Source organism: Streptomyces sp. NPDC032745 (assembly GCF_055579465.1).
Window position 1 is genome coordinate 222,658 of the sequence record NZ_JBVING010000010.1, and the last position, 24,384, is coordinate 247,041.

Annotated in this window: 25 protein-coding genes; 12 read left to right on the forward strand and 13 right to left on the reverse strand. The window is 72.1% G+C overall.

The window, feature by feature from the left end:
* The first annotated feature begins 29 nt into the window (after nucleotides 1–29).
* Nucleotides 30–863 (forward strand): C40 family peptidase, encoded by an 834-nt coding sequence (locus tag ACZ5WG_RS25840; protein ID WP_468726223.1) that lies wholly within the window; start codon nucleotides 30–32, stop codon nucleotides 861–863.
* A gap of 204 nt (nucleotides 864–1,067) precedes the next feature.
* Complete coding sequence (locus tag ACZ5WG_RS25845) at nucleotides 1,068–1,379, forward strand: hypothetical protein (RefSeq protein ID WP_468726225.1); 312 nt, start codon at nucleotides 1,068–1,070, stop codon at nucleotides 1,377–1,379.
* Between the two features lie 11 nt (nucleotides 1,380–1,390).
* Here the strand turns inward: ACZ5WG_RS25845 and ACZ5WG_RS25850 are convergent, their stop codons facing one another.
* Nucleotides 1,391–2,674: a geranylgeranyl reductase family protein gene (locus ACZ5WG_RS25850; protein ID WP_468726226.1), complete on the reverse strand. Its 1,284-nt coding sequence runs from the start codon at nucleotides 2,672–2,674 to the stop codon at nucleotides 1,391–1,393.
* Between the two features lie 100 nt (nucleotides 2,675–2,774).
* Here ACZ5WG_RS25850 and ACZ5WG_RS25855 point away from each other — a divergent pair, with 100 nt between their 5' ends.
* On the forward strand, nucleotides 2,775–3,311 hold the full coding sequence (locus tag ACZ5WG_RS25855; RefSeq protein ID WP_468726228.1) for a GNAT family N-acetyltransferase: 537 nt from the start codon (nucleotides 2,775–2,777) through the stop codon (nucleotides 3,309–3,311).
* Between the two features lie 32 nt (nucleotides 3,312–3,343).
* On the opposite strand, the gene ACZ5WG_RS25860 is transcribed toward ACZ5WG_RS25855, so the two are convergent.
* Complete coding sequence (locus tag ACZ5WG_RS25860; RefSeq protein ID WP_468726229.1) at nucleotides 3,344–4,255, reverse strand: glutaminase; 912 nt, start codon at nucleotides 4,253–4,255, stop codon at nucleotides 3,344–3,346.
* A 5-nt stretch (nucleotides 4,256–4,260) separates the two neighbouring features.
* A complete protein-coding gene (locus tag ACZ5WG_RS25865) occupies nucleotides 4,261–4,953 on the reverse strand; it encodes a demethylmenaquinone methyltransferase (protein WP_468726231.1) in 693 nt (230 codons plus the stop codon).
* A 242-nt stretch (nucleotides 4,954–5,195) separates the two neighbouring features.
* Between ACZ5WG_RS25865 and ACZ5WG_RS25870 the strand changes: the two genes are divergently transcribed.
* The gene (locus tag ACZ5WG_RS25870; protein ID WP_468726232.1) at nucleotides 5,196–6,104 is read left to right on the forward strand and encodes a DUF3152 domain-containing protein; all 909 of its coding nucleotides are present in this window, start codon (nucleotides 5,196–5,198) and stop codon (nucleotides 6,102–6,104) included.
* 62 nt (nucleotides 6,105–6,166) lie between these two features.
* The gene (locus ACZ5WG_RS25875; protein ID WP_468726234.1) at nucleotides 6,167–6,436 is read left to right on the forward strand and encodes a response regulator transcription factor; all 270 of its coding nucleotides are present in this window, start codon (nucleotides 6,167–6,169) and stop codon (nucleotides 6,434–6,436) included.
* 18 nt (nucleotides 6,437–6,454) lie between these two features.
* On the opposite strand, the gene ACZ5WG_RS25880 is transcribed toward ACZ5WG_RS25875, so the two are convergent.
* The 5 genes from ACZ5WG_RS25880 to ACZ5WG_RS25900 form a co-directional block, all read right to left on the reverse strand.
* Nucleotides 6,455–7,105, reverse strand: coding sequence for an imidazolonepropionase-like domain-containing protein (locus ACZ5WG_RS25880; RefSeq protein WP_468726235.1), 651 nt, complete (start codon nucleotides 7,103–7,105; stop codon nucleotides 6,455–6,457).
* 18 nt (nucleotides 7,106–7,123) lie between these two features.
* Nucleotides 7,124–8,323, reverse strand: a complete 1,200-nt coding sequence (mqnC, locus tag ACZ5WG_RS25885; protein WP_266664913.1) for a cyclic dehypoxanthinyl futalosine synthase — start codon at nucleotides 8,321–8,323, stop codon at nucleotides 7,124–7,126.
* Between the two features lie 87 nt (nucleotides 8,324–8,410).
* Nucleotides 8,411–10,222, reverse strand: a complete 1,812-nt coding sequence (locus tag ACZ5WG_RS25890; protein ID WP_468726236.1) for a serine/threonine-protein kinase — start codon at nucleotides 10,220–10,222, stop codon at nucleotides 8,411–8,413.
* Between the two features lie 116 nt (nucleotides 10,223–10,338).
* On the reverse strand, nucleotides 10,339–11,160 hold the full coding sequence (locus tag ACZ5WG_RS25895) for an MBL fold metallo-hydrolase (RefSeq protein ID WP_468726238.1): 822 nt from the start codon (nucleotides 11,158–11,160) through the stop codon (nucleotides 10,339–10,341).
* Between the two features lie 291 nt (nucleotides 11,161–11,451).
* Nucleotides 11,452–12,315, reverse strand: a complete 864-nt coding sequence (locus ACZ5WG_RS25900) for a menaquinone biosynthetic enzyme MqnA/MqnD family protein (protein ID WP_468726239.1) — start codon at nucleotides 12,313–12,315, stop codon at nucleotides 11,452–11,454.
* Nucleotides 12,316–12,552: 237 nt separating this feature from the next.
* Between ACZ5WG_RS25900 and ACZ5WG_RS25905 the strand changes: the two genes are divergently transcribed.
* Complete coding sequence (locus ACZ5WG_RS25905) at nucleotides 12,553–12,756, forward strand: cold-shock protein (protein WP_030162033.1); 204 nt, start codon at nucleotides 12,553–12,555, stop codon at nucleotides 12,754–12,756.
* Between the two features lie 236 nt (nucleotides 12,757–12,992).
* Here ACZ5WG_RS25905 and ACZ5WG_RS25910 read toward each other — a convergent pair whose 3' ends face one another.
* Nucleotides 12,993–14,687 carry a lytic transglycosylase domain-containing protein gene (locus ACZ5WG_RS25910; RefSeq protein ID WP_468726241.1) on the reverse strand — a complete coding sequence of 565 codons (1,695 nt, stop codon included), beginning with the start codon at nucleotides 14,685–14,687 and terminating at the stop codon, nucleotides 12,993–12,995.
* Nucleotides 14,688–14,977: 290 nt separating this feature from the next.
* Here ACZ5WG_RS25910 and ACZ5WG_RS25915 point away from each other — a divergent pair, with 290 nt between their 5' ends.
* On the forward strand, nucleotides 14,978–15,373 hold the full coding sequence (locus ACZ5WG_RS25915) for a hypothetical protein (RefSeq protein ID WP_468726243.1): 396 nt from the start codon (nucleotides 14,978–14,980) through the stop codon (nucleotides 15,371–15,373).
* A 1-nt stretch (nucleotide 15,374) separates the two neighbouring features.
* Here the strand turns inward: ACZ5WG_RS25915 and ACZ5WG_RS25920 are convergent, their stop codons facing one another.
* Nucleotides 15,375–15,818, reverse strand: coding sequence for a MarR family winged helix-turn-helix transcriptional regulator (locus ACZ5WG_RS25920; protein WP_468726245.1), 444 nt, complete (start codon nucleotides 15,816–15,818; stop codon nucleotides 15,375–15,377).
* Nucleotides 15,819–15,884: 66 nt separating this feature from the next.
* On the opposite strand from ACZ5WG_RS25920, the gene ACZ5WG_RS25925 reads away from it, so the two are divergent.
* From ACZ5WG_RS25925 to ACZ5WG_RS25940, 4 genes are all read left to right on the forward strand, one after another.
* A complete protein-coding gene (locus ACZ5WG_RS25925; RefSeq protein WP_468726247.1) occupies nucleotides 15,885–16,280 on the forward strand; it encodes a VOC family protein in 396 nt (131 codons plus the stop codon).
* Nucleotides 16,281–16,326: 46 nt separating this feature from the next.
* Entirely contained in the window at nucleotides 16,327–16,806 is a 480-nt protein-coding gene (locus tag ACZ5WG_RS25930; protein ID WP_468726248.1) for an SRPBCC family protein, read from the forward strand.
* 131 nt (nucleotides 16,807–16,937) lie between these two features.
* On the forward strand, nucleotides 16,938–17,411 hold the full coding sequence (locus tag ACZ5WG_RS25935; protein ID WP_468726250.1) for a carboxymuconolactone decarboxylase family protein: 474 nt from the start codon (nucleotides 16,938–16,940) through the stop codon (nucleotides 17,409–17,411).
* Between the two features lie 164 nt (nucleotides 17,412–17,575).
* Nucleotides 17,576–18,262, forward strand: coding sequence for an LppU/SCO3897 family protein (locus ACZ5WG_RS25940; protein WP_468726252.1), 687 nt, complete (start codon nucleotides 17,576–17,578; stop codon nucleotides 18,260–18,262).
* Nucleotides 18,263–18,431: 169 nt separating this feature from the next.
* On the opposite strand, the gene ACZ5WG_RS25945 is transcribed toward ACZ5WG_RS25940, so the two are convergent.
* The 3 genes from ACZ5WG_RS25945 to ACZ5WG_RS25955 form a co-directional block, all read right to left on the reverse strand.
* Nucleotides 18,432–20,801 carry a caspase, EACC1-associated type gene (locus ACZ5WG_RS25945; RefSeq protein ID WP_468726254.1) on the reverse strand — a complete coding sequence of 790 codons (2,370 nt, stop codon included), beginning with the start codon at nucleotides 20,799–20,801 and terminating at the stop codon, nucleotides 18,432–18,434.
* Nucleotides 20,798–21,241, reverse strand: coding sequence for an effector-associated constant component EACC1 (locus ACZ5WG_RS25950; protein WP_468726256.1), 444 nt, complete (start codon nucleotides 21,239–21,241; stop codon nucleotides 20,798–20,800). Before ACZ5WG_RS25950 ends, ACZ5WG_RS25945 begins: the two co-directional genes overlap by 4 nt.
* A 110-nt stretch (nucleotides 21,242–21,351) precedes the next feature.
* On the reverse strand, nucleotides 21,352–23,127 hold the full coding sequence (locus ACZ5WG_RS25955; protein WP_468726258.1) for an AMP-dependent synthetase/ligase: 1,776 nt from the start codon (nucleotides 23,125–23,127) through the stop codon (nucleotides 21,352–21,354).
* Between the two features lie 134 nt (nucleotides 23,128–23,261).
* Between ACZ5WG_RS25955 and ACZ5WG_RS25960 the strand changes: the two genes are divergently transcribed.
* Entirely contained in the window at nucleotides 23,262–24,272 is a 1,011-nt protein-coding gene (locus ACZ5WG_RS25960; protein WP_468726260.1) for an AraC family transcriptional regulator, read from the forward strand.
* Nucleotides 24,273–24,384 lie beyond the last annotated feature (112 nt).

The window sequence follows — 24,384 nt, forward strand, 5'->3', positions numbered from 1 at the left end:
ACCCGGACGCCCTGATAGCGGTTGTCCTCATGTCCCACACCGCTCACATACCCAGCCACCGGAAGCCCCGTCGCAGCGCCTCGAAGCTCGCGGTCCGCGCCGGAGTTGCCGGTGGCGTCCTCAGCACCCTGGCGATGGCCGGCACGGCGAGCGCGTCCCCGTCCGAGCCCGTGACCGAGACGACGCTCGAAATGCCGGTCCTGAACCTGGACCTGGCCGCCGACGTCTCCTCCGCCGTCACCACCGCCGCCGAGAACACGGCCGCCGCCGCCGTCACCGGTGAGCTGCGCTCCCAGGAGGAGCAGGCGCGTACCGGCGCCGCCGCCGAGGCGAAGAAGGCCAAGGAAGACGCCCAGAAGGCCGACGCCGAGAAGAAGGCGAAGGAGGAGGCGGACCGCAAGGCCGCGGCCGAGCGCGCCACCCGCAGCTCCGCGCGCGGCTCGCTGCAGAGCACCTCCGCCTCCGCCTCCGACGAGCAGGGCTCGGGCACCGTCAGCGCCCCGGCGACCGGCTCCGCCGCCGCCATCGTGAACTTCGCCCGCGCGCAGGTCGGCAAGGCCTACATCTCGGGCGGCACCGGGCCGTCCTCGTTCGACTGCTCCGGTCTCGTCCAGGCCGCCTACCGTCAGGCCGGCGTCTCCCTGCCGCGCGTGTCGCAGGACCAGTCCACGAGGGGCTCCTCGGTCTCCCTGAGCGCCCTGCAGCCGGGCGACATCCTGTACTGGGGCCCCAGCGGCAGCGCCTACCACGTCGCCATCTACGTCGGCGGCGGCAAGTTCGTGGGCGCCCAGAACTCCGGCACGGGCGTCGTCGAGCGCTCCCTGAGCTACGACCCGCCGACGGGCGCCCGCCGCGTCCTCTGAGCTCCCGTACGTCCCTGAGGTTCCCCAAGGGCTCCTGAGCCCCTCTCAGGCACGTCCCGGTGCCTCTCGGCACGCCTCAGCACGGCCCGAGGGCCGGCACTCCCCCGCTCGGGGGCGGAGTGCCGGCCCTTTCCGCGTTCGCCGGCGCCCTGAGAGGATGGCAGTGCGCAGCGCCCGATTCAGGCCAGGAGGTGTCGGACCGCGATGACCGACGCGTACGAGGAACACGGCTCCGGCGGGGAGACCGCCGACCCTACGGCCGTACCTGCCGCCGCCGGGCTCTTCCTGCTCGCCGTCGGCGGCTGGCTGCTGAACACCACCCGCCCGTGGCACAAACCCGGACATCCCGTCATCCTGGGACTCGGCTGGGCCGTTGCGTTCGCGCTGCTGCTGTGGGGGACCGTGCTGGTGGCCCGCTGCGTACGGACGGTCCACGGCCCGCGGCAGCGGGCATACGGGGACGGAAGCGGCGAAGCGGGCCGAACCAGTGGAACCCCGGCTCGACCCGCTCCTTAGCGCAGCGCGACTCAGGCCTTGGGGGCCACCTTGGAGAGGCCGTTGATGATGCGGTCCATCGCGTCGCCGCCCGCCGGGTCGGTCAGGTTGGCGAGCATCTTCAGCGTGAACTTCATCAGCACCGGGTGGGTCAGGCCGCGCTGGGTGGCGACCTTCATGACCTTCGGGTTGCCGATCAGCTTCACGAAGGCGCGGCCGAGCGTGTAGTAGCCGCCGTAGGTCTCCTTGAGCACCTTCGGGTAGCTGTGCAGCGTCAGTTCGCGCAACGCGGGGGTGGCCCGGGAGTGCGCCTGGACGACGACGTCGGCGGCGATCCGGCCCGACTCCATCGCGTAGGCGATGCCCTCGCCGTTGAACGGGTTGACGAGCCCGCCCGCGTCACCGACCAGCAGCAGGCCCTTGGTGTAGTGCGGCTGCCGGTTGAAGGCCATCGGCAGGGCCGCACCGCGGATCGGCTGCGTCATGTTCTCGGGGGTGTAGCCCCAGTCCTCCGGCATGGACGCGCACCAGGCCTTGAGGACCTCGCGCCAGTCCAGCTCCTTGAAGGCGGAGGAGGAGTTGAGGATGCCGAGGCCGACGTTGGACGTGCCGTCGCCCATGCCGAAGATCCAGCCGTAGCCGGGCAGCAGCCGGTCCTGCGGGCCACGCCGGTCCCACAGCTCCAGCCAGGACTCGAGGTAGTCGTCGTCGTGCCGGGGCGAGGTGAAGTACGTACGGACCGCGACGCCCATCGGGCGGTCCTCGCGCCGGTGCAGGCCCATCGCCAGGGAGAGGCGGGAGGAGTTGCCGTCGGCGGCCACGACGAGCGGGGCGCTGAAGGTGACCGGGGTCTTCTCCTCGCCCAGCTTCGCGTGCACGCCGGTGATGTGGCCGGTACGGGGGTCACGTACCGGCTCGCCGACGGTGCAGCGCTCGTAGAGGCGCGCGCCGGCCTTCTGGGCCTGGCGGGCCAGGGTCTCGTCGAAGTCGTCGCGCTTGCGGACGAGTCCGTAGTCCGGGAAGGAGGCGAGTTCCGGCCAGTCCAGCTGGAGCCGCTGGCCGCCGCCGATGATCCGCAGGCCCTTGTTGCGGAGCCAGCCGGCCTCTTCGGAGATGTCGATGCCCATCGCCACCAGCTGCTTGGTGGCGCGCGGGGTCAGGCCGTCGCCGCAGACCTTCTCGCGCGGGAAGGCCGTCTTCTCCAGCAGCAGGACGTCCAGTCCGGCCTTGGCGAGGTAGTAGGCGGTGGTCGAGCCGGCGGGCCCGGCTCCGACGACGATCACATCCGCGGAGTGTTCGGAGAGGGGCTCGGTCACTGCGGGGTCTCCCGAAGGCTCGATAAGGGGTGCCCAACGGCACAGGACATGTGCAGTCTATGCAGCGAGAGAGATCACGAACCCGAAGGGCTGCCCCCCGATGACCACCTCGCCTGCTTCGCCCGCCTCGCTCCCCGTCGTACAGCTGCGCGTGCCCACCGATGAGGACGCGCGGGCCTGGCACGGGGTCTTCGACGACCCCGATGTCATGGAGTTCCTCGGAGGTCCCGCCGAGCTGTCCTTGTACGAGGAGTTCACCGCGCGGCAGCGGATGCACGACGCACTGCTCGGATACTGCCTGTGGACGCTGCTGGACGCGGAGGGTGCGGTGATCGGCTTCACGGGCGCGCAGCCGTGGCCGGCGGAGAAGGAGTGGGGCCCGGTGGGCGAGATCGAGATCGGCTGGCGCCTGGCCCGCTCCGCCTGGGGCCGGGGCTACGCGTACGCCGCGGCGCTGTCCACCCTCGACCGGCTCCGGGAGGCGGGCGTTCCGCAGGTGGTGGCGATGATCAACGACGAGAACCGGCGCTCGATCGCGGTCGCGGAGCGGCTGGGCATGAAGCTGGCAGAACGCTTCCTCCTCCCCAACGGGCTCCGCTACGGCCGCCGCTACGAACTGTCCCTCACCCCCGGGTAACCCCCCGCCGGCCCCGGGACGCGGGAGGGGGGTCAGAAGACGGAAAGGCCCGTCAGGGTCGTGAAGCGGTCGAGGGCGGCTGCCGCTGCGACGGAGTTGCCGTGGAGGTCGAGGCCCGGGCTCCACGCGGCCAGCGTGCAGCGGCCCGGTACGACCGCCACGATCCCGCCGCCCACGCCGCTCTTGCCAGGCAGGCCGACGCGGTACGCGAACTCCCCCGCCGCGTCGTACGTCCCGCAGGTCAGCATCACCGCGTTGACCTGCTTCGCCTCGCTGCGCGTAAGGAGGCGGGAGCCGTCCGCGCGCAGCCCGTGGCGGGCCAGGAAGCGGCCCGCCCGCGCCAGGTCCGCGCAGGACATCTCGATCGAACACTGCCAGAAGTAGTGGTCCAGCAGCGTCGGCACGGGGTTGTCGATGTTCCCGTACGAGGCCATGAAATGAGCCAGCGCGGCATTGCGGTCCCCGTGCTCGTGCTCCGAGGCCGCCACCTCCGCGTCGAAGCCGAGGCCCGGGTTCCCGCTCTCCTCCTGGAGGAACTTCAGGAGCTCGCTGCTCGCGTCGCCCGTCAGGGTCTGCAGCCGGTCGGTGACCACGAGCGCTCCGGCGTTGATGAACGGATTGCGCGGGATGCCGTTCTCGTACTCCAGCTGCACGAGGGAGTTGAACGGGTTGCCGGAGGGCTCCCGGCCGACCCGCTCCCACAGGCTGTCGCCGCCCTCGGCCAGCGCCAGGGCCAGGGCGAAGACCTTGGTGATGGACTGGGCGGAGAACGGAACTTCCCAGTCCCCCACCCCGAAGACGTTGCCGTCGAGATCGGCGACGGCCATCCCGAACTGCCCGGGATCCACGGACGCGAGCGCCGGGATGTACTCGGCCGGTGTGCCGCTGCCCACCAACGGGGCGACGTCCGCCGCGATCTGCTCCAGGAGGGCCTGGTAGTCCACGCTTCCTACGCCTTGAAACCGCGGTGCAGCGCGACGATCCCGCCGCTCAGGTTGCGCCAGGCGACCTTGGACCAGCCGGCCTTCTGCAGCAGCGCGGCCAGCGCCGGCTGGTCCGGCCACTCGCGGATCGACTCGGCGAGGTACACGTACGCGTCGGGGTTGGAGGACACGGCGCGGGCCACCGGCGGCAGGGCGCGCATCAGGTACTCCACGTACACCGTGCGCAGCGGAGCCCACGTCGGCTGCGAGAACTCGCAGATCACGACCTGGCCGCCGGGCTTGGTCACCCGGTACAGCTCGCGCAGCGCGGCGTCGGTGTCCTGCACGTTGCGCAGCCCGAAGGAGATCGTCACGGTGTCGAAGACGTCGTCCGCGAACGGCAGCTTCGTCGCGTCGCCCGCGGTCAGCGGCAGCCAGGCGTGGCGCTTCTTGCCCTCGCGGAGCATGCCGAGGGAGAAGTCGCAGGGGACGACGTACGCGCCGGTCGCGGCGAACGGCAGCGAGGAGGTGGCGGTTCCGGCGGCCAGGTCCAGCACCTTGTGCCCGGGGCGCGCACCGACCGCCTTGGCGACCTCCTTGCGCCACAGGCGGGCCTGCCCGAGGGAGAGGACGTCGTTGGTGAGATCGTAGTTCGCCGCCACACCGTCGAACATGGAGGCGACTTCGTGCGGCTGCTTGTCCAGGGAAGCGCGGGTCACTGGCGTTGGCCCCTCAGGTGCGATGCGGTGCGGGTGGGCGGATACCGGGCCATTCTCGCAGGCGCCCCCACGCCCCACCGTCGGGGGCACAACTGGCCCGATGGACAGTTACGCGGAGCCCGCGCATCCGCGTTGACTGGCCGGAACGGCCTGACAAGGCCTACTGAAGTAGGACATTCACGAGCATTTTCACGAACACGTTCGTGAAGATCCTGAAGATATTGCCGAACAAAGGGTTCACGATGCCGGCAGGCCATTCCACCGGTCGACGCTCCGCTCTCAGCCCCCGCGCCAAGCGCCGGGCCGAGCGGCGCAGGCGGCTGCGCCGTACGGTCCTCGGCTCGGCCGCGGTGGTCGCCGTCTCGGCGACCGCGTACGCGATCGTGCCGCTGGACGACGCCGCCTCCGTCTCCGACAGCGTGGCCGCGCCGGCTGCCGCATCGCCAGACCAGGATCCCGCCGCCGCCGCTCCGTCCCCGTCGGCCTCGTCCGGCTCGCCCGCCCCCGGGCAGCCCTCCGCCGCCTCGCCCGACCCGGCCGCCACGGCGTCGAAGCCGGGCGGCAGCAGCTCGACCGCCCCGGTCCCGCAGTCCGGGCCCGGGGTGTTCGCGGCCTCCTCCCGCGCGGGGCAGCCGCAGGGCAAAGGGCCCGCCCGCCGCTGGCGGATCGAGGTCGAGGAGGGCAGCGGGGTCGACCCCGACGCCGCCGCCCAGTCGGTGGAGGCGATCCTCGGGGACCCCCGCGGCTGGATCAAGGACCCGGCGTACGGCTTCCAGCTCGTCGGGGCCGGCCAGCCCGTGGACTTCACGGTGAAGATCGCGACGCCCACCACCACCGACCGGCTGTGCGAGGTGGTCACCCCCGAGCTCGTCGGCGAGACCAACTGCCGGGCCGGCCACACGGTCGTGGTGAACCTCAAGCGCTGGCAGGAGGGATCTCCGCAGTTCAAGGGCCCTGTGGAGGAGTACCGGGCGCTGATCGTCAACCACGAGGTGGGCCACGAGATAGGCCGCGACCACGAGACCTGCCCGGGCCCCGGCAAGCCCGCTCCGGCGATGATGCAGCAGATCAAGGGGCTGCTCGGCTGCCACGCCAATGCCTGGCCGTTCGACCGGAAGGGAACCTACCTGTCCGGCCCGAGCGTCCCTTAGAGAACAGGGAGAGCCGATGAGCTGACCACAGGGGCATCGGCGGGGGGCGAGGAGTGGAAACCGTGCGCGTCGTCAGCTTCAGCGTCCCGGCCTGGTTTCCGCCCCGGACCGGGGCGGAGGTGCGGCGGGAAGTCCAGCTCACCGAGCAGGAGTCGGCCGTGTTCCTGTGCCTGGCGACCGGCGCCTCCAATGCGGAACTCGCCGGCGAGCTGCAACTGTCCGTCAGCACGGTCAAGTTCCACGTCCACAACATACGGGCGAAGCTGGGCGGGATCAGCCGCCTCCAGGCCTGCCTCCTGGCCGCCCTGGCCCGCGAGGGCGTCAGAACGTAGCGCCGCGACTGGCGTCGCCTAGCGGCGGCGGTGGAGGAGGCGGCCGGTGATGACCGTGGCCACGCAGGTGGTGGCGCCCTGCTCCAGCAGCGCCTCGGCGTCGGGGGCCGCGAACACCGCGAAACGGGCCGGGGCGCCCGGCTCCAGGATGCCGAAGAAGGCCTGTTCGGCCGTGCCCCGGCCGGCGAACGGGTCCAGCGACGGCGGGTCCGGGGACACCTCGGCCGCCGGCGGGAGGACCATCAGCCCCGAGCGGACCACCGCCGTCCGCACCGCCGGGACCGTGAGCCGCCCGGCCACCGCCACCACCCCGCGGGCCAGCAGCTTCTGCGTGGCCCGGCGGGCGCTGTTGCCCCAGCGGGACTCGGTCAGCTTCAGATCGGCCAGCGCCTCGGCGCCGGTGATCGGGTCGGCGCCGAGCTCGGTGACCTCGTACGGGTCGTCCGGGTAGTACGTGCGCTCCAGCAGCACGTCCGCCCCGCGCACGAGCAGCCCCGGGGTCAGCACCCCGGGCCAGCGCCGGACCCGCGCGTGCGGGAACTCCGCGGCGAGCTCCGCGTACGGGCCCACGCGGGCGATCAGGTCGCCGTCGACGAGGACCGCCCCGCCGGGCAGCGCGGCGGAACCCGCCCCCGGGACGAGGAGTTCGGCGGTGTGGAGGGTCAGCACGGGCGCGTCAGTCCGTCGTCAGTTCGTCGAGATGAGCTTCAGCTCGGGGTGCGCCGTGCCGCCCTCGATCGCGGTGGACGAGATGTGCGAGACCACGCGGTCGTCGACCGGGTCGTTCGCCGGGTCGTCGTGCACGAGCAGGTGCTCGTACGTCGTCGCGCGCTGCGCGGGGACGCGACCCGCCTTGCGGATCAGGTCGATGATCTCCTGGCGGTTGGAGCGGTGCTTGGCTCCGGCCGAGGAGACCACGTTCTCCTCGAGCATGATCGAGCCGAGGTCGTCCGCGCCGTAGTGCAGCGAGAGCTGGCCCGCCTCCTTGCCCACGGTGAGCCAGGAGCCCTGGATGTGGGCGATGTTGTCGAGGAAGAGCCGCGCGATCGCGATCATGCGCAGGTACTCGAAGACGGTCGCCTGGGTCCGGCCCTTGAGGTGGTTGTTCTCGGGCTGGTACGTGTACGGGATGAACGCGCGGAAGCCGCCCGTGCGGTCCTGCGTGTCCCGGATCATCGCGATGTGCTCGATGCGCTCGGCGTTGGTCTCGCCGGTGCCCATCAGCATGGTGGAGGTGGACTCCACGCCCAGCTTGTGGGCGATCTCCATGATCTCCAGCCAGCGCTCGCCGGACTCCTTCAGCGGGGCGATCGCCTTGCGCGGCCGCTCCGGCAGGAGTTCGGCGCCGGCGCCCGCGAACGAGTCCAGTCCGGCCGCGTGGATGCGGCGGATGGCCTCCTCCGCGGAGACGCCGGAGATGCGGGCCATGTGGTCGACCTCGGACGCGCCGAGGGAGTGGATGACCAGCTGCGGGAACGCCTTCTTGATGGCGGAGAAGTGCTCCTCGTAGTACTCCACGCCGTAGTCCGGGTGGTGGCCGCCCTGGAACATGACCTGCGTGCCGCCGAGCTCCACGGTCTCCGCGCAGCGGCGCAGGATGTCGTCGAGGTCGCGGGACCAGCCCTTCTTGGTGTCCTTCGGGGCCGCGTAGAAGGCGCAGAACTTGCACGCCGTGACACACACGTTGGTGTAGTTGATGTTGCGCTCGATGATGTACGTCGCGATGTGCTCGGTGCCGGCGTAGCGGCGGCGGCGCACCGCGTCGGCCGCCTGGCCGAGCGCGTGCAGCGGGGCGTGCCGGTAGAGGTCGAGCGCCTCTTCCTTGGTGATCCGGCCCCCTGCGGCGGCGCGGTCGAGGACAGACTGGAGAGCGGCCTGGTCGGTCACCGGTGCGTCACCTTTCGGCGGTGTGTCAAGGCGGTGTGTCAAGAGCTGCGGACCGATCCAGCCTACGCCAGGGGCCGTCCGCGGACTTCAGGGGATACGGGTCAGGTCGCCTTCGGGGTTTCCGGCCGGACCGTCGCCCGACTTGTAATGGAGCGTCCCGTTGGTGTTGAGGGTGAAGCGCTCGTCGGCTGACCCGTTCGAGCAGATGCCGGGGGCCGGGTTGGGGCCGCCCGCGGTGTCCAGGACGAGGGAGCGGTCGGTGGCCGAGGCGAGCTTCCAGTCACCGCTGCAGTCGGTGCCGAAGATCGGGAGGATCGACTTGTCCCGGGCGACGACCTCGCCGACCTTGCCGGCCTTGATCGTGATCTCGAACTCGCTGGAGACCCCGGCGCGGGCGGTGGTGACCGTGCCCTTCCAGGTGCCGGTGAGCTCCTTGGGGACGTCGCCCCGGGTGCCGGTCGGCGTCGCCGCCGAGGGCGTGGCCGACGGCGTGGCCGAGCCCGTCGGGGTGGGGGTGCCTGATGCCGCCGTCGCCGGCGGGGGCGTGGCGGCGGAGTCGCCCGACGCATGCTGGTCGGAGTCGCCGCCCGTGCCCGGCAGCAGCCCCAGCCCGTACAGCCCGCCCCCGGACAGCACGGCCAGGACGGCCGTCGCCGCGAGGACCAGCGAGCAGCTGAACCGCCGCCCGGCCGCGCTGAAGGTGACCTGGCGCGCCTGGTCGGGTGCGGTCCGCGGCTGCGGCACACCGCCGCCGGCGGTCTCGGTGGGACTCGCGTGGACGGCGCCCGGCGGCGGCCCGTAGGGGCCGTGCACCGCGTCCGCGGGCGGACCGTAAGGGCCGTACGAGGTGCCCGCCGAGCCTGCGCCGGAAACGGCCGCGCTCCCGTACGAGGGGTCCGGCGCGCCGAAGCCGACCGCCGGTCCCCCGTACGAGGAGGCCGTGAACGGCACTGGCCCAGAAGCGGATTCGGGGACGGGCGCCGGGGCGTCCGCCGCTGCGGGGCCGGCCGGTGCGGCCTCCAGGTCCAGCAGGGCCACCGCCGCGCGGCTGGCCTCCTCCACCAGGGGCGCGGGAAGCCATCCGGGGGCGCGCAGGGCGCCGGCGAGCGCCTGCGCAATCGCCTCCGGCGCGGGCCGGTCGGCGGCGGCCTTGGCCAGGCAGGCGGCGATCAGTTCGCGCAGCCCGCCGGCCGGGACGGCGTCGAGGTCCGGCGGTTCGTGGACCACCTTGTAGAGGAGGGTCGCCGAGTTGTCCCCGGTGAACGGCGGCTGCCCGGTCGCCGCGAAGGCCAGCACGGCGCCGAGCGAGAACACGTCGGCCGCCCCGGTGATCCCCTTGCCGAGGATCTGTTCGGGGGACATGTAGCCGGGCGAGCCGATGGAGACGCCGGTGGAGGTGAGCGAGGCCGTGCCGTCCGTGGCGCGGGCGATCCCGAAGTCGATCAGCCGGGGGCCGTCCAGGGTCAGCATCACGTTCGACGGCTTCACGTCCCGGTGGACGAGCCCCAGCCCGTGGACGGCCACCAGAGCGCGGGCCAGGCCTTCGCCGATGGCCCGTACGGAGGTCTCCGGAAGGGGACCGTGCGAGGCCACCGCGCCGCCCAGGGAAGGTCCCGCCACGTACCCGGTGGCCACCCACGGGACCGGCGCCTCCGGGTCGGCGTCCAGGACGGGCGCGGTCCACTCGCCGCCGACCCGCCGGGCGGCCTCGACCTCGCGGCGGAACCGGGCGCGGAACTCCTCGTCGGAGGCGAAGTGCGGGTGCACGATCTTGACGGCCACCGTCCGGCCGCCCGTACTGCGCCCCAGGTAGACCCGCCCCATGCCACCCGAGCCGAGCCGGCCGAGCAGCCGGTACGCGCCGATGGTCCGCGGTTCGCCGGCTTCGAGCGGCTGCATCGCGTCCCCCTTCCCCCGTTCGGTCCCAGACGGCTGATCGCCGATCACCGGTTGCCGATCACCGGTTGCCTATCACCGGCTGCCGGTTGCCGATCACCAAGAGCACCTTAGAGCGGTCACCGGCCCGCCGGGGCCGATCCTGCGGGCTCGAACCCGGCGAGCATCTGCTCGAGGGCCTGCTGGTCGGGGCCCACGAACGGGTCGATGCCCGCCGCGAGGCCCACCGTCTCGACCATCCGCCCGGTGATCCCGGCGGCGGGCGGCAGGTGCGTGGAGACCACGATCTCCGGGTCCATCTCCCGCAGCGGCTCCAGCGAGGCGAGGTAGCGGTCGCGGTCCACGACGTGCACCCACGGGCTGTCCACCGAGGCCCACAGGAGCTGCGCCGCCCGCAGGTCCTCGGCTGCGACGGCCCGGGCATCGCCGCTGTCGGCGGCTTCCGCGCTCGGCATGGGCGCGCCGAAGCAGTCGGAGCTGAAGCAGGCCCGCGAGCGGTCGTCGTAGAAGCCGACGGTCGCCGGGTTGTCGAACAGCGGCGGCCGGAAGGCGGCGAGCGAACGGTCCCCGACGTCCAGGGACTGCCCGGGGTTCAGCAGGAAGATCCGGTCCATGGGCAGCGGCCGCTCGCAGGACATGATCCCGGCGGCCAGGAAGGTGGTCACGAGCTTCGCCTTCGGGGCGGCTTCCAGCAGGGCGAAGATCCCGCCGGTGTGGTCCCGGTCGGGGTGGGTCAGCCAGATCCACCGGACGTCGGCGGGGTCGACGGCCGCGCCCAGCACCTCGAGGAAGTTCCGGTCGGGCAGACCGAGCCCGGTGTCGACGACGACGGGCTCCCGGGCGTGCAGAACGTACGCGTTGACCGGGAGGAAGCCGATCCCCGGCACTTCGAGGCTGTCTGCGAGGACCGTGATGTCCGGGGCGACCTTGCGATTGGTCATGGCGCACTCCCATGGCCCCCTGCATGAGAACGAACGCGGCCGCCCGAGGAGGTGGTGCCCCTCCTCTTCTGTCCATGGTGTCCCGCTCGGCGCGGCCCCGCACGTGCGCGGGCACCGCGCATCGGGTCCGCGCATCGGGGTCCGCGCATCGGGGTCCGCGCATTCCGGCGGAGCGGATGGGAAACGGACAGAAAAGCGAAAAGAGGGGGAATTCCCGGGAAACGGCATAGCCCCCTACCGGAACCCGGGCTACCGCCCGGTAATTCGATCAGCAGAACGGGCCGGAAGTGATCAGAGGCGGGCGCCGTCGCCGCTCAGCAGCTCCACCGCGACATCCGCGGGATAGCCCGTGGTCGGTCCCGTACGACGGGCGAATTCCCTTACACCGGCCAACTGTTCGGGTCCGAAGCGGAAGTCGAGCGTCGTGAAGTACCGCTGCAGCAGATCGGCGTCGAAGGCCTCCCAGCGGGCCGCCTGCTCGGCGACCTTGGCGACCTCCTCGAGGGAGAGGTCTCGGGAGTCGAGGAAGGCCTCGTGGACCTTGCGCACGACGACCGGCTCGCGGGCGAGGTAGTCCTTGCGGGCGGCCCAGACGGCGAAGACGAACGGCAGTCCGGTCCACTCCTTCCACATCAGCCCCAGGTCGTGCACGTCGAGGCCGAGCCGTGGCGCATCGTGCAGCGAGGCGCGCAGCGCGGCGTCGCCGATCAGCACGGCCGCGTCGGCCTCCTGCATCATCAGGCCCAGGTCGGGCGGGCAGGTGTAGTAGTCCGGCTGGACCCCGTACCGCTCGGAAAGCAGCAGCTGGGCGAGGCGTACGGACGTACGGGAGGTCGAGCCGAGGGCGACCCGGGCCCCGTCGAGCTGCTCCAGCGGCACCTGCGAAACGATCACGCAGGACATGACCGGGCCGTCGCAGCCGACCGCGAGATCGGGGAACGCGACGAGCTGGTCGGCGTTGCGGAGGAACTCCACGAGGGTGATCGGACCCATGTCCAGGTCCCCCTGGACGAGCCGTTCGCTGAGCTTCTCGGGGGTGTCCTTGGTCAGCTCCAGGTCCAGCAGCGTGCCGGTTCTGGCCAGTCCCCAGTAGAGGGGAAGGCAGTTCAGGAACTGAATGTGGCCGACGCGGGGCCGGCTGCGATAGACGTCCACATCGCGAGACTAGCCCCCGGGTCTCCGTCAGCCTTCGGGCGGGCCTCAAACGTCCGGGTGACGTGATCTTTCCCTCTGGTCTCCGCCGCAGGGTGCGTGCTAGGCTCGACGCAAGTTGCAGTTTGGTTTCCCTTGCAGTACGAGGCCTGCGGAGAATGTGACCCGCAGGCTTTTGTAGTTTTCAGACTTCTTAGCAGGTTCTGGAGCAGGGCGACCCTTTGGCCCATAGGAGGGCTCATGGCTACCGGAACCGTGAAGTGGTTCAACGCTGAAAAGGGCTTCGGCTTCATCGCCCAGGACGGCGGCGGCCCGGATGTCTTCGTCCACTACTCCGCGATCAACGCCTCTGGCTTCCGCTCCCTCGAGGAGAACCAGATGGTGAACTTCGACGTCACGCAGGGTCCGAAGGGCCCGCAGGCGGAGAACGTCACCCCGGCCTAGTCGCCTGGGCCAACCTAATCGCGGTTGGATAGCAGTACCCAAGGAGCCCTGCCTCCTCCGTTCCGACGGAGGTCGCGGGGCTCCTGCCTTTTTCCGAACGCCGCAGCCCTCCCGGGTGGGGTGACGGGGCAAACGCCGACCGCCCCGGTCACCGTGGAACGGTGACCGGGGCGGTCGGCGTTTGCGCGCGGGCCCGCGAGCCCGGCCTCCGGGACGCGGCCCCGGAGCCCGTGGCGCTACTGCTTGGCGGCCGGCGTCGTCGGAGGCGTCGTCGGAGGCGTCGTCGGAGCTGCCGTGATCTTCAGGTCCAGGATCAGGACCACGTTGTCCTTCGTGATCAGGCGGAGGTGGTACGTGCCCGGGGCGACGTCCGTGGTGAACAGCTCCGGCAGCGCGATCTTGCCGTCCGCGCCGGTCGGGGCCAGCAGCAGGCTGGTCACCTTCGCGCCGTCCTTGTCCTTGAACCACGGGCCCTTGGCCTTCGCCGGGTCCACCGGCACCCACGCACCGTCCTGGCTCTTCTCGACCAGCCCGGCGGTGACCTGCGTACCCTCCACCGCCTTGTCCTGGGCGGTGGCCGTGACCTGAACGCCCGTGAAGCTGCTCCCCGCCACGACCTCCAGCGGCTTCGCCGCGTCGGCGTCGGTACGGGTCAGCTTGTCCGCGACCGGGGCCGGCTTCGCCGTGACGGTGCCGGTGAAGTTCACCGTGAGCTGGGCCTCGGTGTTGTAGGCCGCCACCCGCAGGGTGAACCCGCCCGCCTTGGCCCCGGCCTTCAGGCCGGGCAGGGCCGCGATGCCCTCGGCGTCGGTCTCGACCACGAGGAAGGTCTTGCCCTCGGCGCCGATGAAGCTGCCCGTGGTGTCGCCCTTGAGCTCGAACAGGATGGGCTTCGCAGTAGCCGGCTTGCCGTCGCTGAGCACCGCCTTGATGCGCGGGACCGCGGTGAACGCGGACCCGGCCTCGGCCTTGAGCTCAGGGCTGCCGAGCAGCTCCAGCTTGGCCAGGGTCGGGGCAGGCGTGGGCTTCTGGGGCTCGGCCGGCTTCGACGGCGTGGGCGTCGGGGTCGGCGTGGGCTTCGGCGTCTGCGTACTCGGAGAGCTCGGCTTCGTCTGCGACGGCGTGGGCAGCGTCGTCGTGGGCGGCGTCGGGTAGTTCCCGACGGGCGGGTTCGGCACGCCGGCGGCACCGTTCTGGTACTGGTGCATGTACCCGACCACGGTGTTCACGTACTCGCGGGAGTTGTTGTAACTGAGGATCGCCCGGTCGAGCTGCGCCTGGTCCGAGAGGTTCCGGTCACCCGCGCACAGGTAGAGGCCCGCGCCCAGCGCCGCGTCGTAGATGTTGTTCGGGTCGCGCTTGGAGTCCCCGTTGCCGTCGGCGCCCCAGGTGGCCCAGGTGGAGGGGATGAACTGCATCGGGCCGACGGCGCGGTCGTACACCGCGTCCCCGTCGAACTCGCCCTTGTCGGTGTCCTTGACCTCGGCGAAGCCGTTGCCGTCGAGGCGGGGGCCGCGGATCGGCTTCTCGGTGTAGCCGTCGGCCTTGAGCCCGTAGCCGGAGGCGTGCACGGACTCGACCCGGCCTATGCCGGCGAGCAGTTGCCAGGGCAGCTTGCAGCCCGGGAGTGCGGCGGCCACGGAGACCTCGGCGCGCCGGTACGCGTCGAGGGCGGTCGCGGGAATGCCGCTGGCCCCCTCGCCCGCAGTGCCGGCGGGCGGCACCGCCGGGTCGGCGAGCGGGTCGGGCAGATCGAGGCGGGCGTCGCCGCGGTCGGTCGCCTGGGGGCTGTCCGGGGTGGGCTCGGACTCGCCCGCGTCGGCGGTGGGCGTGTTGGTCACCACGGCGGCGGTCGTCAGGCTGGCCGCGAGCGCGGCCGTGCACAGGACCTTGCGCGAGGTGTTGACGAGGTGACGGTGAAGCGGCTTCACGGTGCGGCGATCCCCCCAAGGCGGCCGACAAGGTATACGGCGGGTCGAGCCGTGGATATCCACTGTCTATCAGGTATTCGGATACGACTCGCCGCCGCAGCGGCAGATGTGACACACCATTCGTCTCGGCTTCACCGGGTCCTCACGGCCGAACGAACAAAGGATCCAAGTCCTCGCCGGAAACACCCCAATACCCGATGGTTTGACCGTTCTTGGCTCGTGAGCGCGCCGCGTCGCGCGGGAAGGAAACGATCCGGACACGCTGCCGGATTCGGCTAGATTCGGCGCCCATGACTGCTGAGGCGTACGAGATAACCTTCCGCCAGCGGGCGGAGCGCAAGCGGACCGTGGGGGTGCTCCTGTTCATCGCGACGGGCGGCATCTGGCTCTGGCTCGCCTACCAACTGTTCGCCCCCTTCAGCCTCGGCTACGGCTCGAGCAGCAGCAGGACGTGCGCCTCCCGCGTCTTCTACGACGAGGGGGACTCCGGGAAGCGCAGCTACGCCGATGCCGAGGGGGACCGCTGCGCGGCCGCACGGGACTCGGCCGACCTGCTCGGCATGCTCATGGTCTCCCTCCCGCTCGCGGCCGTCGGCGTCTTCCAGTACACCTCGGGCACCGTCAGCCTGGCCATGCGCCGCCACACCGAGGAACTGGCCGTACTCCGGGCCCTGCCCAAGCGCTGAGTCACCGGCTCGCCGCGTGCGTGTGCACGCGCAGCAGAAGCGCGTGCAGGGTGGCCTGTTCGGCCCCGTCGAGAGGGGCCAGCAAGTCGTCGCGGACGGCGGCGACCTCCGCGGTCAGCTCGCCCAGGAGCCGCCGGCCCGGCTCGCTGATGCTCGCCAGGACCCGGCGGCGGTCGGCCGTGTCGCGCTCCCGGTCGACGTATCCGAGCCGGGCGAGTCCGTCGAGCACCTTGACCACGTCGCTCGGGTGCACCTCGAGCCGCTCGGCGAGATCGCGCTGCGGCTGCGGCCCGTGATCGGCGAGGGCGGCGAGCACGGCCATGTCCCACAGCCGCAGGCCGCGCGCGGCCACCTGGTCGCCGACGAGGGCACGGGCCTCCTTGCCCACCGTCGAGAGCAAGTAGGGGGTGAGCGCGGTCAGTCGGGGCGTCGAGGGGGCAACCATGGGCACATTGTAGGGTGACACCAATCATTGGTATCACCCTACTGATTGCGCGCGAACGGAGCCCCCATGGACGCCCTGCACACCCGCCTGCTCGTCACCCGCTTCGGCGACGCTTTCCGTTTCTACGAGGCCCTGCTCCCCGCCCTGTTCGGCGCGACGCGCACACGTGGCGGCGCCGAGGGTCCGTACGCCTCGTGGGACGTGGACGGCCAAGGCGTGCTCGCGCTGCTCGACCGCGCGGCGATGGCCGCCACGGCCGTATCCCCCGGTCCTGCCGGCCCCGATGACCGCACCATGCTGGTCAGCCGCGTCCCGGACGTGGACACCGCCTACGCCGCCTGCCTGGCCCGCGGCGCCGCCCCGGCCGGCCCGCCGGCCGACCGCCCGGAGTGGGGCCCGACCCTGCGCAGCGCCCATGTCCGCGACCCCGAGGGCAACCTGTGGGAGCTCCAGTCGTACTGAGCGTCGTACCCCGGCGCCGGGCTACCCGCCACTACGGTGAGGTGCCATGACCGACACCGATCCGATCCGCGTCCCCGACCTGACGGAGCGCCCCCACCGGCTGACCGTCGAGCGCGCGATGATCGCCTCCGAGCACACCCTGTACGCGGCGTGGACCGAGGAGTTCGACCGCTGGTTCGCCGCGCCGGGCTCGGTGGTGATGACGGCCGAGGTGGACGCGCCGTTCTTCTTCGAAACGGAGTCCGCCACGGAGCCGGGGGCTCCGCGGGCCAGGCATCCGCACTACGGGCGCTTCCTGCGCCTGGTGCCCGACCGGCTGGTGGAGCTGACCTGGGTGACGGGCCGGGCCGGCACGGCCGGCGCCGAGACGGTGGTCACCGTCGAGCTCAGCCCCCACCCGATCGGCACACGGCTGCACCTCACCCACGCCGGGTTCTACGACGAGGCCGCCCGCGACGCCCACGAGTCGGCCTGGCACGAGGTCCTGGCGAGCCAGGACGAGGCCCTCACGGGCCCCGCGTCGTAGGCGCGCCACCTCGGCCCCCGCCCCCGGCCGGGTGAGACGCGCGTCACACCCGGCCGCGTCGCCGAGCTGTCACATCCGCCCGGGCTGTTCCGTCAGAGCGGTGTAACGGTCGATACGGCAAGGAGATCACGATGGAAGCTCGACTCAACTTCTTCGGCAACCCCGTCGCCGCCAAGTTCGCGCGGTACATCAACTCGGCAGGCAAGGTCATCTCGGACTCGGCCCTGCCGGCCGCGACGCAGGAGCTGGTGAAGCTGCGGGCCAGCCAGATCAACGGCTGCGGTTTCTGCACCGACATGCACTTCAAGGACGCCGTGCACGCCGGGGAGACCGCCGTGCGGCTCAACCTGGTCGCAGCCTGGCGTGAGGCGACGGTGTTCACCGACGCCGAGCGTGCGGCCCTGGAGCTCACGGAGCAGGGCACGCGCATCGCCGACGCCGCCGGCGGCGTCACGGACGAGGCCTGGGCGGACGCCGCCAAGTACTACGACGAGGACCAGCTGGCCGCCCTGGTCTCCCTCATCGCCCTGATCAACGCCTACAACCGGATGAACGTGATCGTCCAGCAGCCGGCCGGCGACTACCAGCCGGGCCAGTTCGGCTGATCACGAGCGAGTAGGGCCCGCCCTGCCGCCCGCCGCCCCTGATCGTCACACCAGGGACGGCGGGCGGACTGCACCCGGCGGAACCACTGCGTCCCAACACCCCAGTGCTGCACACTTCATGAAGGCCCGTCAGGCAATCGTCCCGCTACCCCGTGGAGCAGCCGGTGGAGTCTCAGGAGATCCCGATCACCATCACTCCGCAGCAGGCCGCCCACGGTGTGATTCTGACCGTGACGCTGGCGACCGGCGCGGCCCGGCTCAGGATTCCGCCCGCCCGGGACGGCGATCTCGTGCGGGCCCGGCTGGGCGAGGACGAGGTGCTGTTGCGCATCCGGGTCGCCCCGGGACCGGCACCGGCACCGGCACCCGCGTCGAGCTCGCGGGGATGCCTGGTGGCGCTGGGGGTCGTCGTCGCCGTGGTCATCGGCGCGATCCTGCTGAGCAGCGGGGAGGACGACGAGGACGGCACCGCCGCCCCGCGGCCCACGCCCTCGTACAGCTCCTGGTCGCCGGCCCCGGCTCCGCCCCCGGTGAACAGCTCGAGCGATCCGCTCGCCTCGCCCTCCGAGGAGCCGGCCCCCAGCCCGTTCGACCGGGGCACCTGCCTCAACGGGACCCTCCCCGACTCCACGACCCCGCAGAAGGTCACCGGCGTGGAGGAGGTCTCCTGCTCGGCGTCCGACGCGCACTACAAGGTGATCGAGAGCATCCCGCTGACGTCGGAGCTGGACCGCTGCAACAGCAATCCGAAGACCCAGTACGCGTTCTCGTACCGCTACAGCCGGGGCGGGGTCACCATCAACCAGTACGTGTACTGCCTGGTCGGCCTCGGTTCGTACGCCCGCGACTGAGGCCTCGACCGCCCCGGCCACCTCTACCGCCTCGACCGCCCCGGCGGCCTCAGCCTCCCTGGGCCGCGGCCGCCACCAGCACCTCCGCCAGTTCCGCCGGCTGCGAGAACATCGGCCAGTGGCCCGTCTGCATCCGCACCAGGCTCCACCGCTCGCCCTTCAGGCGTGCTCACCGCAGCCCGCTGGAGTCCTGCAGCCATGACCACGGGAACCGGTGGACTGCCGGGTCGGCGACTCCCACCGACGGCTCACAGCCCGGCGAGGCGCCCGGGGCCCGCAGGTCGAGGACGAACTCACGGGCTCCGCCCGTGGAGAACGCGACGTGCGTGCGGCCCTGCCCGGCCCGACCCGACGTACGGGACTGCCCGGCCGAGAAGGTGAACGCCACGGTCGAGGAACCCGGGGGGCACGTCACCGGAACGGTCACCTTGAGGTCCGCCGCGAAGTGGCGGGGGGACCCGGGCAACGCGTACGTCGACCGGACGGTCTCCCCGCTGGAGAGCGTGTAGCCGAAACCGGCCTCGATGCTGCAGTCCACGTTCAGGCAGGGGGTGGGCGCAGTGCCGGAGACGAAGTCGTCGACGAGCGTGGCGTCGTCCATCGCCAGGCTCCCCACCATGGCCGCAAGGCACAGGACGAGGCCCGAGATCAGCACGGGCACCGCGCTCCGGCGCAGAGCGCCTGCGACCGCTGCCACCGCCGCACCGACCCGGTACTCGTCGTATCCCGCGCGGCGCATCGGCCGTGCCACGCGCATGCGTCTGAGCCATCCGCCGGCCGCGGTGCGCAACGCGTCCCGTTCCCGCAGGCGGCCTTTCCGGTCGAAGTCCTGAAGCGTGGCGACGAACAACGACGGCGGACCCTTCCGCCCCAGGATCCGGATGACGGACTCGGCGTCCGCAGGCTGCCCCGCCTCCTCGAAGGCCGTGATCAGGTCCGCCACCCGCGGCGGTTCGGCGTACTCGTCCACGGCCATGAGCCTCAGGACCCGGGACGCCTGCTTCTCCCTGCCCGCGCCGCGCAGTGCCGCGACGATTCCGGGGGCCTCGGACGCCCGACGCACCTCGGCGGCCAGCCGCAGCACGGTATCCGCGTCCCGGGCACCTTGCCTTCCTGCACCCTCCACCGCCTGCAGGAGGGCCACCACGTCGGCTGCCGGCCGGTCCGCCGCGACATCGCGGAGAAGTTCGTGAGCCGCCGCGGTGTGGTCGTGCATGTCCGACCGTAGGGTCGCGAGGGACTGGACCAGTACCGGGACCGGCTGGTGCCGTGCGCTCGCGGACAGGAAGGACGACAGTCCGGAGCGGTTGTCACGCCATGCCAGGTAGAGGGCGACCGACGACCACCGGGCCTGATCCCCGCTCTGCGCCGTTCCGGTGAACAGTTGGTTCCGGGCGCCGGCGTACGTTTCGGTCGGCAGGTGCTCCGCCACCCACCGCAGCAGGTCCAAGGGAAGGCGCCGTCCGGCCGCGTGCAGGGCGGCCCGCCAGCCGTCGGCGGCACCCGCCCGGTCCAGGGCGAGAACCACCTCCGGCAGCCTTTTGTAGTACGTGTGCTCCCCGATCGCCGTGGCGAGGTCGCGGGCGATGTCGGGATGCTGCTCCTCCAGTTCTCGGACGAGTACCGCCTGCTTGAGGGCGCCGACGCCGCTCCCGGCCAGCTCGCCGATGAGCTGCGCGTACTCCTCGCGTCGCCGCGCCCGATGCAGGCGGTCCAGTTCCCGGACCAGCCGTCGGATCTCGCGCTGTGTCGGTCGCGCCTCCCGTTCCCGTTCTTCCTCCCGCAGGACCCGGAGGTCGGGCTTGACGGGCCGATGGGCCCGATTGGGAAAGCAGGGATACCGGCCCAACCGGTTCCGGTCGAGCGGCACGGGCACGGGCATGCCTTGTTCGGCGAGCGAGGTCTTCACCGCATCGAACGTCATGTCGAGGGTCAGATGCTGCGGCCCGTCCGGCACCCCGCGCGTCAGCACGTCGATCCAGGCTCCGGTGAACGCGGTGTGGCGGGCGCCGGGCGGAGAAAGAGCCACTGCATTTTCCGACGCCGCCGCCATCAGGTACGTCCCCTCGGCCGTGGCCAGCGCCGCAACGGCCGAGGACGAGCTCCCTCCCTGCATCGCCCTCGCGCTGAAGCAGCAGTCGAGCACGACGATGATCCGGGAGGCGTGAGCCTGCGCCACGCGGCGCCGGATCCACTGGTAGGGCACAGCGGTGGACTGGTAGAACCCCTCCTCGCTCTGCGGCAGGGCCAGGCACAGACTGCCGTCCTCGCCCTCCAGCACACCGTGGCCCACGTAGTACAGCAGCGCAGTTTCCGCCTCGTTCAGCGTCCGCGCGACCGCGCGCTCGACTTCATGCGGCGACGCCGGATCCTCCAGCACGGTGCAGTGCGCGGGCTCGAGCCCCCACACGTCACCCGTCAGCAGGCGTCGTAGGGCGGTGAGGTTCGCCCGCACCGTGGGCAGGTCCTCCAGATGCGCGAACGTGCCGACGCCGATGAGCAGGGCCCGGGTACTCGCAGGATCGGGAAGCGTGCTCACCCGCCGTTCCCGCCGCCGCTCCCCTCACCCTCGCCGGCCCGGAACAGAGGCTCCAGCAACCGCTGCGCCTCCTCCGGTGATGCCCCTTCGATGGTCACGGTCGTGCCGCCGGCTTCGACCACGACCACAGGCTGCCGCGGCCGCGCCCGACGCCATGTGGCGATCGACATGCCGAGCGACCCGGCGCTCAGACCGCTGCTCACGACGAGCGACACGAGGTCGATGAGGTTGCCCTGCGCCCCGGGCACCGGCGGTCGCGAAGACGCCGTGGAGACCGTCGCATGACGCCGTATCACACGCTCCTGTTGCAGCCAGTTGTACAGAGAGCGGGTCTCGGCCTCCACGGACAGCTCCGGGACCGCCACCCTGATCGTCATCTTCATGCGCTCCACCCCCAGCAGGCGAACTCGCTCCTCGCATGCGCGACGCAACTCCTGCATGGTCGCCTCGCTCCCGCGACGAGCACAAGAGGCGCCTTTGCGGGTGCTGCGCGCCCCCGGGGCCGGCGGACGGCCGGGAAGCCCACCGCGCCGGCCCGTGGAGGACCACGTCATCGAGCCGGCTCCCCGTACAGCGCGTCGATCTCCGTCGCGTACCGCTCCGCCACCGCCTTGCGGCGGAGCTTCAGGGTCGGGGTCAGGGTGCCCTCCTCGATGGTGAAGTCCTCGGGCAGGACGTGGAAGGCACGGATGCGGGCCGGGCGGGAGACCGTGGCGTTGGCCGCCGTCACCGCCTCCTCGACCAGGGCGCGGACCGCCGGGTGGGCGGCCGCGGCGGGCAGGTCCGGCCCGAGGCCACCCCGGCCCTCGATGGCCTCGATGCCCTCCCGCTTCGCCCACGCCGTGATCTCCTCCGAGTCCAGGGTGATCAGGGCGACCGGGTGGGGCCGGTGGTCGCCGATCAGGACCGCCCGCGACACGTACCGGGAGCGCTGGACGGCGAACTCGACCTCCGTCGGGGTGATGTTCTTCCCCGACGAGGTGATGATCAGCTCCTTCTTGCGGCCCGTGATCGACAGGAACCCGTCGGCGTCCAGCTCCCCCAGGTCTCCGGTGTGCAGCCAGCCCTGCGCGTCCAGCGCCTGCGCCGTCGCGGCCGGGTTCGCGTGGTATCCGGGGAAGACCATCGGCCCCCGGGCCAGGACCTCGCCGTCCGCCGCGATGCGGACCTCGCAGCCCGCGATCGGCCGGCCCACCGTGCCGTGGCGGACGGCCGCCGGGTGGTTCAGGCTGATCACCCCGCCGGACTCGGTCATTCCGTAGCCCTCGTAGACCGCGATCCCGCAGGCCCGCAGGAAGTCCAGGGTCGCCGGGGCGATCGGCGCTCCCCCGGTCAGCGCCCAGTTCAGCCGGCCCCCGAAGGCGCCCCTGACCAGCGAGTACAGGTTCTTCTCCGCCTCCTCGTACGCCGCCCGCGAGGATTCCGGCAGCCTGCCCTCCGCCGCCAGCACCCCGAGGCGCACCGCCTCCCGGAAGCGCTCGGCGCCGCCCTCCCCGGACTCCGCCAGGGACAGCACCACCGAGTGGACCTTCTCGAACAGGCGCGGCACGGACGGGAGATGGGTGGGACGTGCCTCGGCGAGCTCGGACAGCACGTCCTCGATCCGGCCGCCGAAGTAGCACAGCTCACCGCCCTGCAGCAGGGTCGTGAACTGGATCAGCTGTGCCAGCAGGTGCGCCAGCGGCAGGTACAGGTACGTGGAGTCGCCCGGTCCGCCCGGGGTCAGCCGGAGCGTCGCGTCCTGGATGGCGCCCAGGTTGCCGTGCGTGAGGCGGCAGCCCTTCGGCAGGCCCGTCGTCCCCGAGGTGTAGACGATCGACGCGTCGGCGCCGGGGGCCACCCGCCGCGCCCGGTCCAGGAGTTCCGCCTCCGGGGCGGGTTCGATCCCCGGCAGCTCCGCCAGTGCGTCCATCCGTACGACCGCGCGCAGTGCCGGCAGCTCCGCCCGCAGCACCTCCACCCGGTCCGCCTGCGCCGCGTCGTCGCAGACCACGGCCACCGCTTCCGAGTCCGCCAGGACCCAGGCCAGCTCCTCGTCCCCCGCCGTCGGGTACACCGGTACGAGGACGGCGCCCGCCGCCAGGATCCCGAAGTGGGTGTACGTCCACGCCGGCCGGGTCTCGGCCAGGACCGCCACCCGCTCCCCCGGCGCGACGCCCAGCCCGAGCAGCGCCCGCCCGGTCTGCCGTACGCGGGCGCGCAGTTCGGCGTACGTGACGGTGGTCCAGCCCCCGTCCCCTCTGAACCGCAGGGCGGTCTCGCCGCCGTACCGGTCCCCCGTCCACTCCGTGAACACCGCCAGCGTCTCCGGTCGCACAGCGTCCATCGCCCTCGCCTCCCTGGGGGTACGTCCGGGGTACGTACGTACGGACGACGCTAGGCAGGCCCGCATGCCCCGCGACATGACCGGAAGCGTCACCCCCGCTGACCCCAGCGCTCAATGGGGCTACCGTCGGACCCATGGGGAGGCGGACGATCACCGTGCACCATGTGCGCGCCGTGCTCGCGGGGGCGGCGCGCAGCGGCATCGACACCGTGCCGCTGCTCCAGGAGGCGCAGATCCCTCCGTTGCTGCTCGGCGACGACCGGGCGCGGGTCACGCCGGCGCAGTTCGCCCGGCTGTTCCGGGCGCTGTACCGGACCACGCAGGACGAGTTCCTGAGACTGTCCGCGGTGCCGAGCCGCCCGGGTACGTTCGCGATGATGTGCTGCGCCTCGCTCGGCTGCCGCGACCTCGGCGCGGCCGTGGAGCGCGCGGCGACCTTCTACGGCCTCTTCCCGGGCGGCCCGGAGCTGGCGCTCGAAGTGACCGGCGCCGAGGCGCGGTTCGCCGTGCACAACGATTTCGCGCGGGACGAGGAGCGCTTCCTGACCGAGTGCGTGCTCGCCATCTGGCACCGGCTGAGCAGCTGGCTGATCGGGCGGCGCATCCCGCTCGCGTACGCCGCGTTCGCGTACCCTGCGCCGCCGCACGAGGCCGAGTACGAGATCCTCTTCGACTGTCCGGTCCGCTTCGGGGCGGACCGGACGGGCGCCGCCTTCGACGCGCACTGGCTGGCCGCACCGCTCGTACGGGACGAGGCTGCGCTGGACGCGATGCTGCGCCGGGCCCCCTTCGACCTGCTGTCGCGGCCGGAGTACGGGACGACGGTCGCGGAGCAGGTCCGCCGGGCCCTCGCACGGCAGTTGCGCAGCTCTCCGCGGCTCCCGGCGCTGGGGGAGGTGGCGGCGCGGCTCGCGGTGTCCCCGGCGACGCTGCGGCGGCGGCTGCAGCAGGAGGGCACGTCGTTCCAGCAGCTGAAGGACCACGTCCGGCGGGACGCGGCGATCGCGGGCCTGGCGGAGAGCGGCGAGCCGATAGCGGACCTGGCGGCCCGCCTCGGCTTCTCGGAGGACACCGCCTTCCACCGCGCGTTCCGCCGCTGGACGGGCACGACGCCGGGCGCGTACCGGATCGCCTCGGGCGGCTGAGGCCGGCTGAGGCCGGCGGGCGGGTGTGAACCCCGGGCCAGGAAAGGTGAGCTGCGCGGTCAGCGACGTGCCGACCGGTCGGTCACTACCTTCTCCTCACCTACCCCCCGCA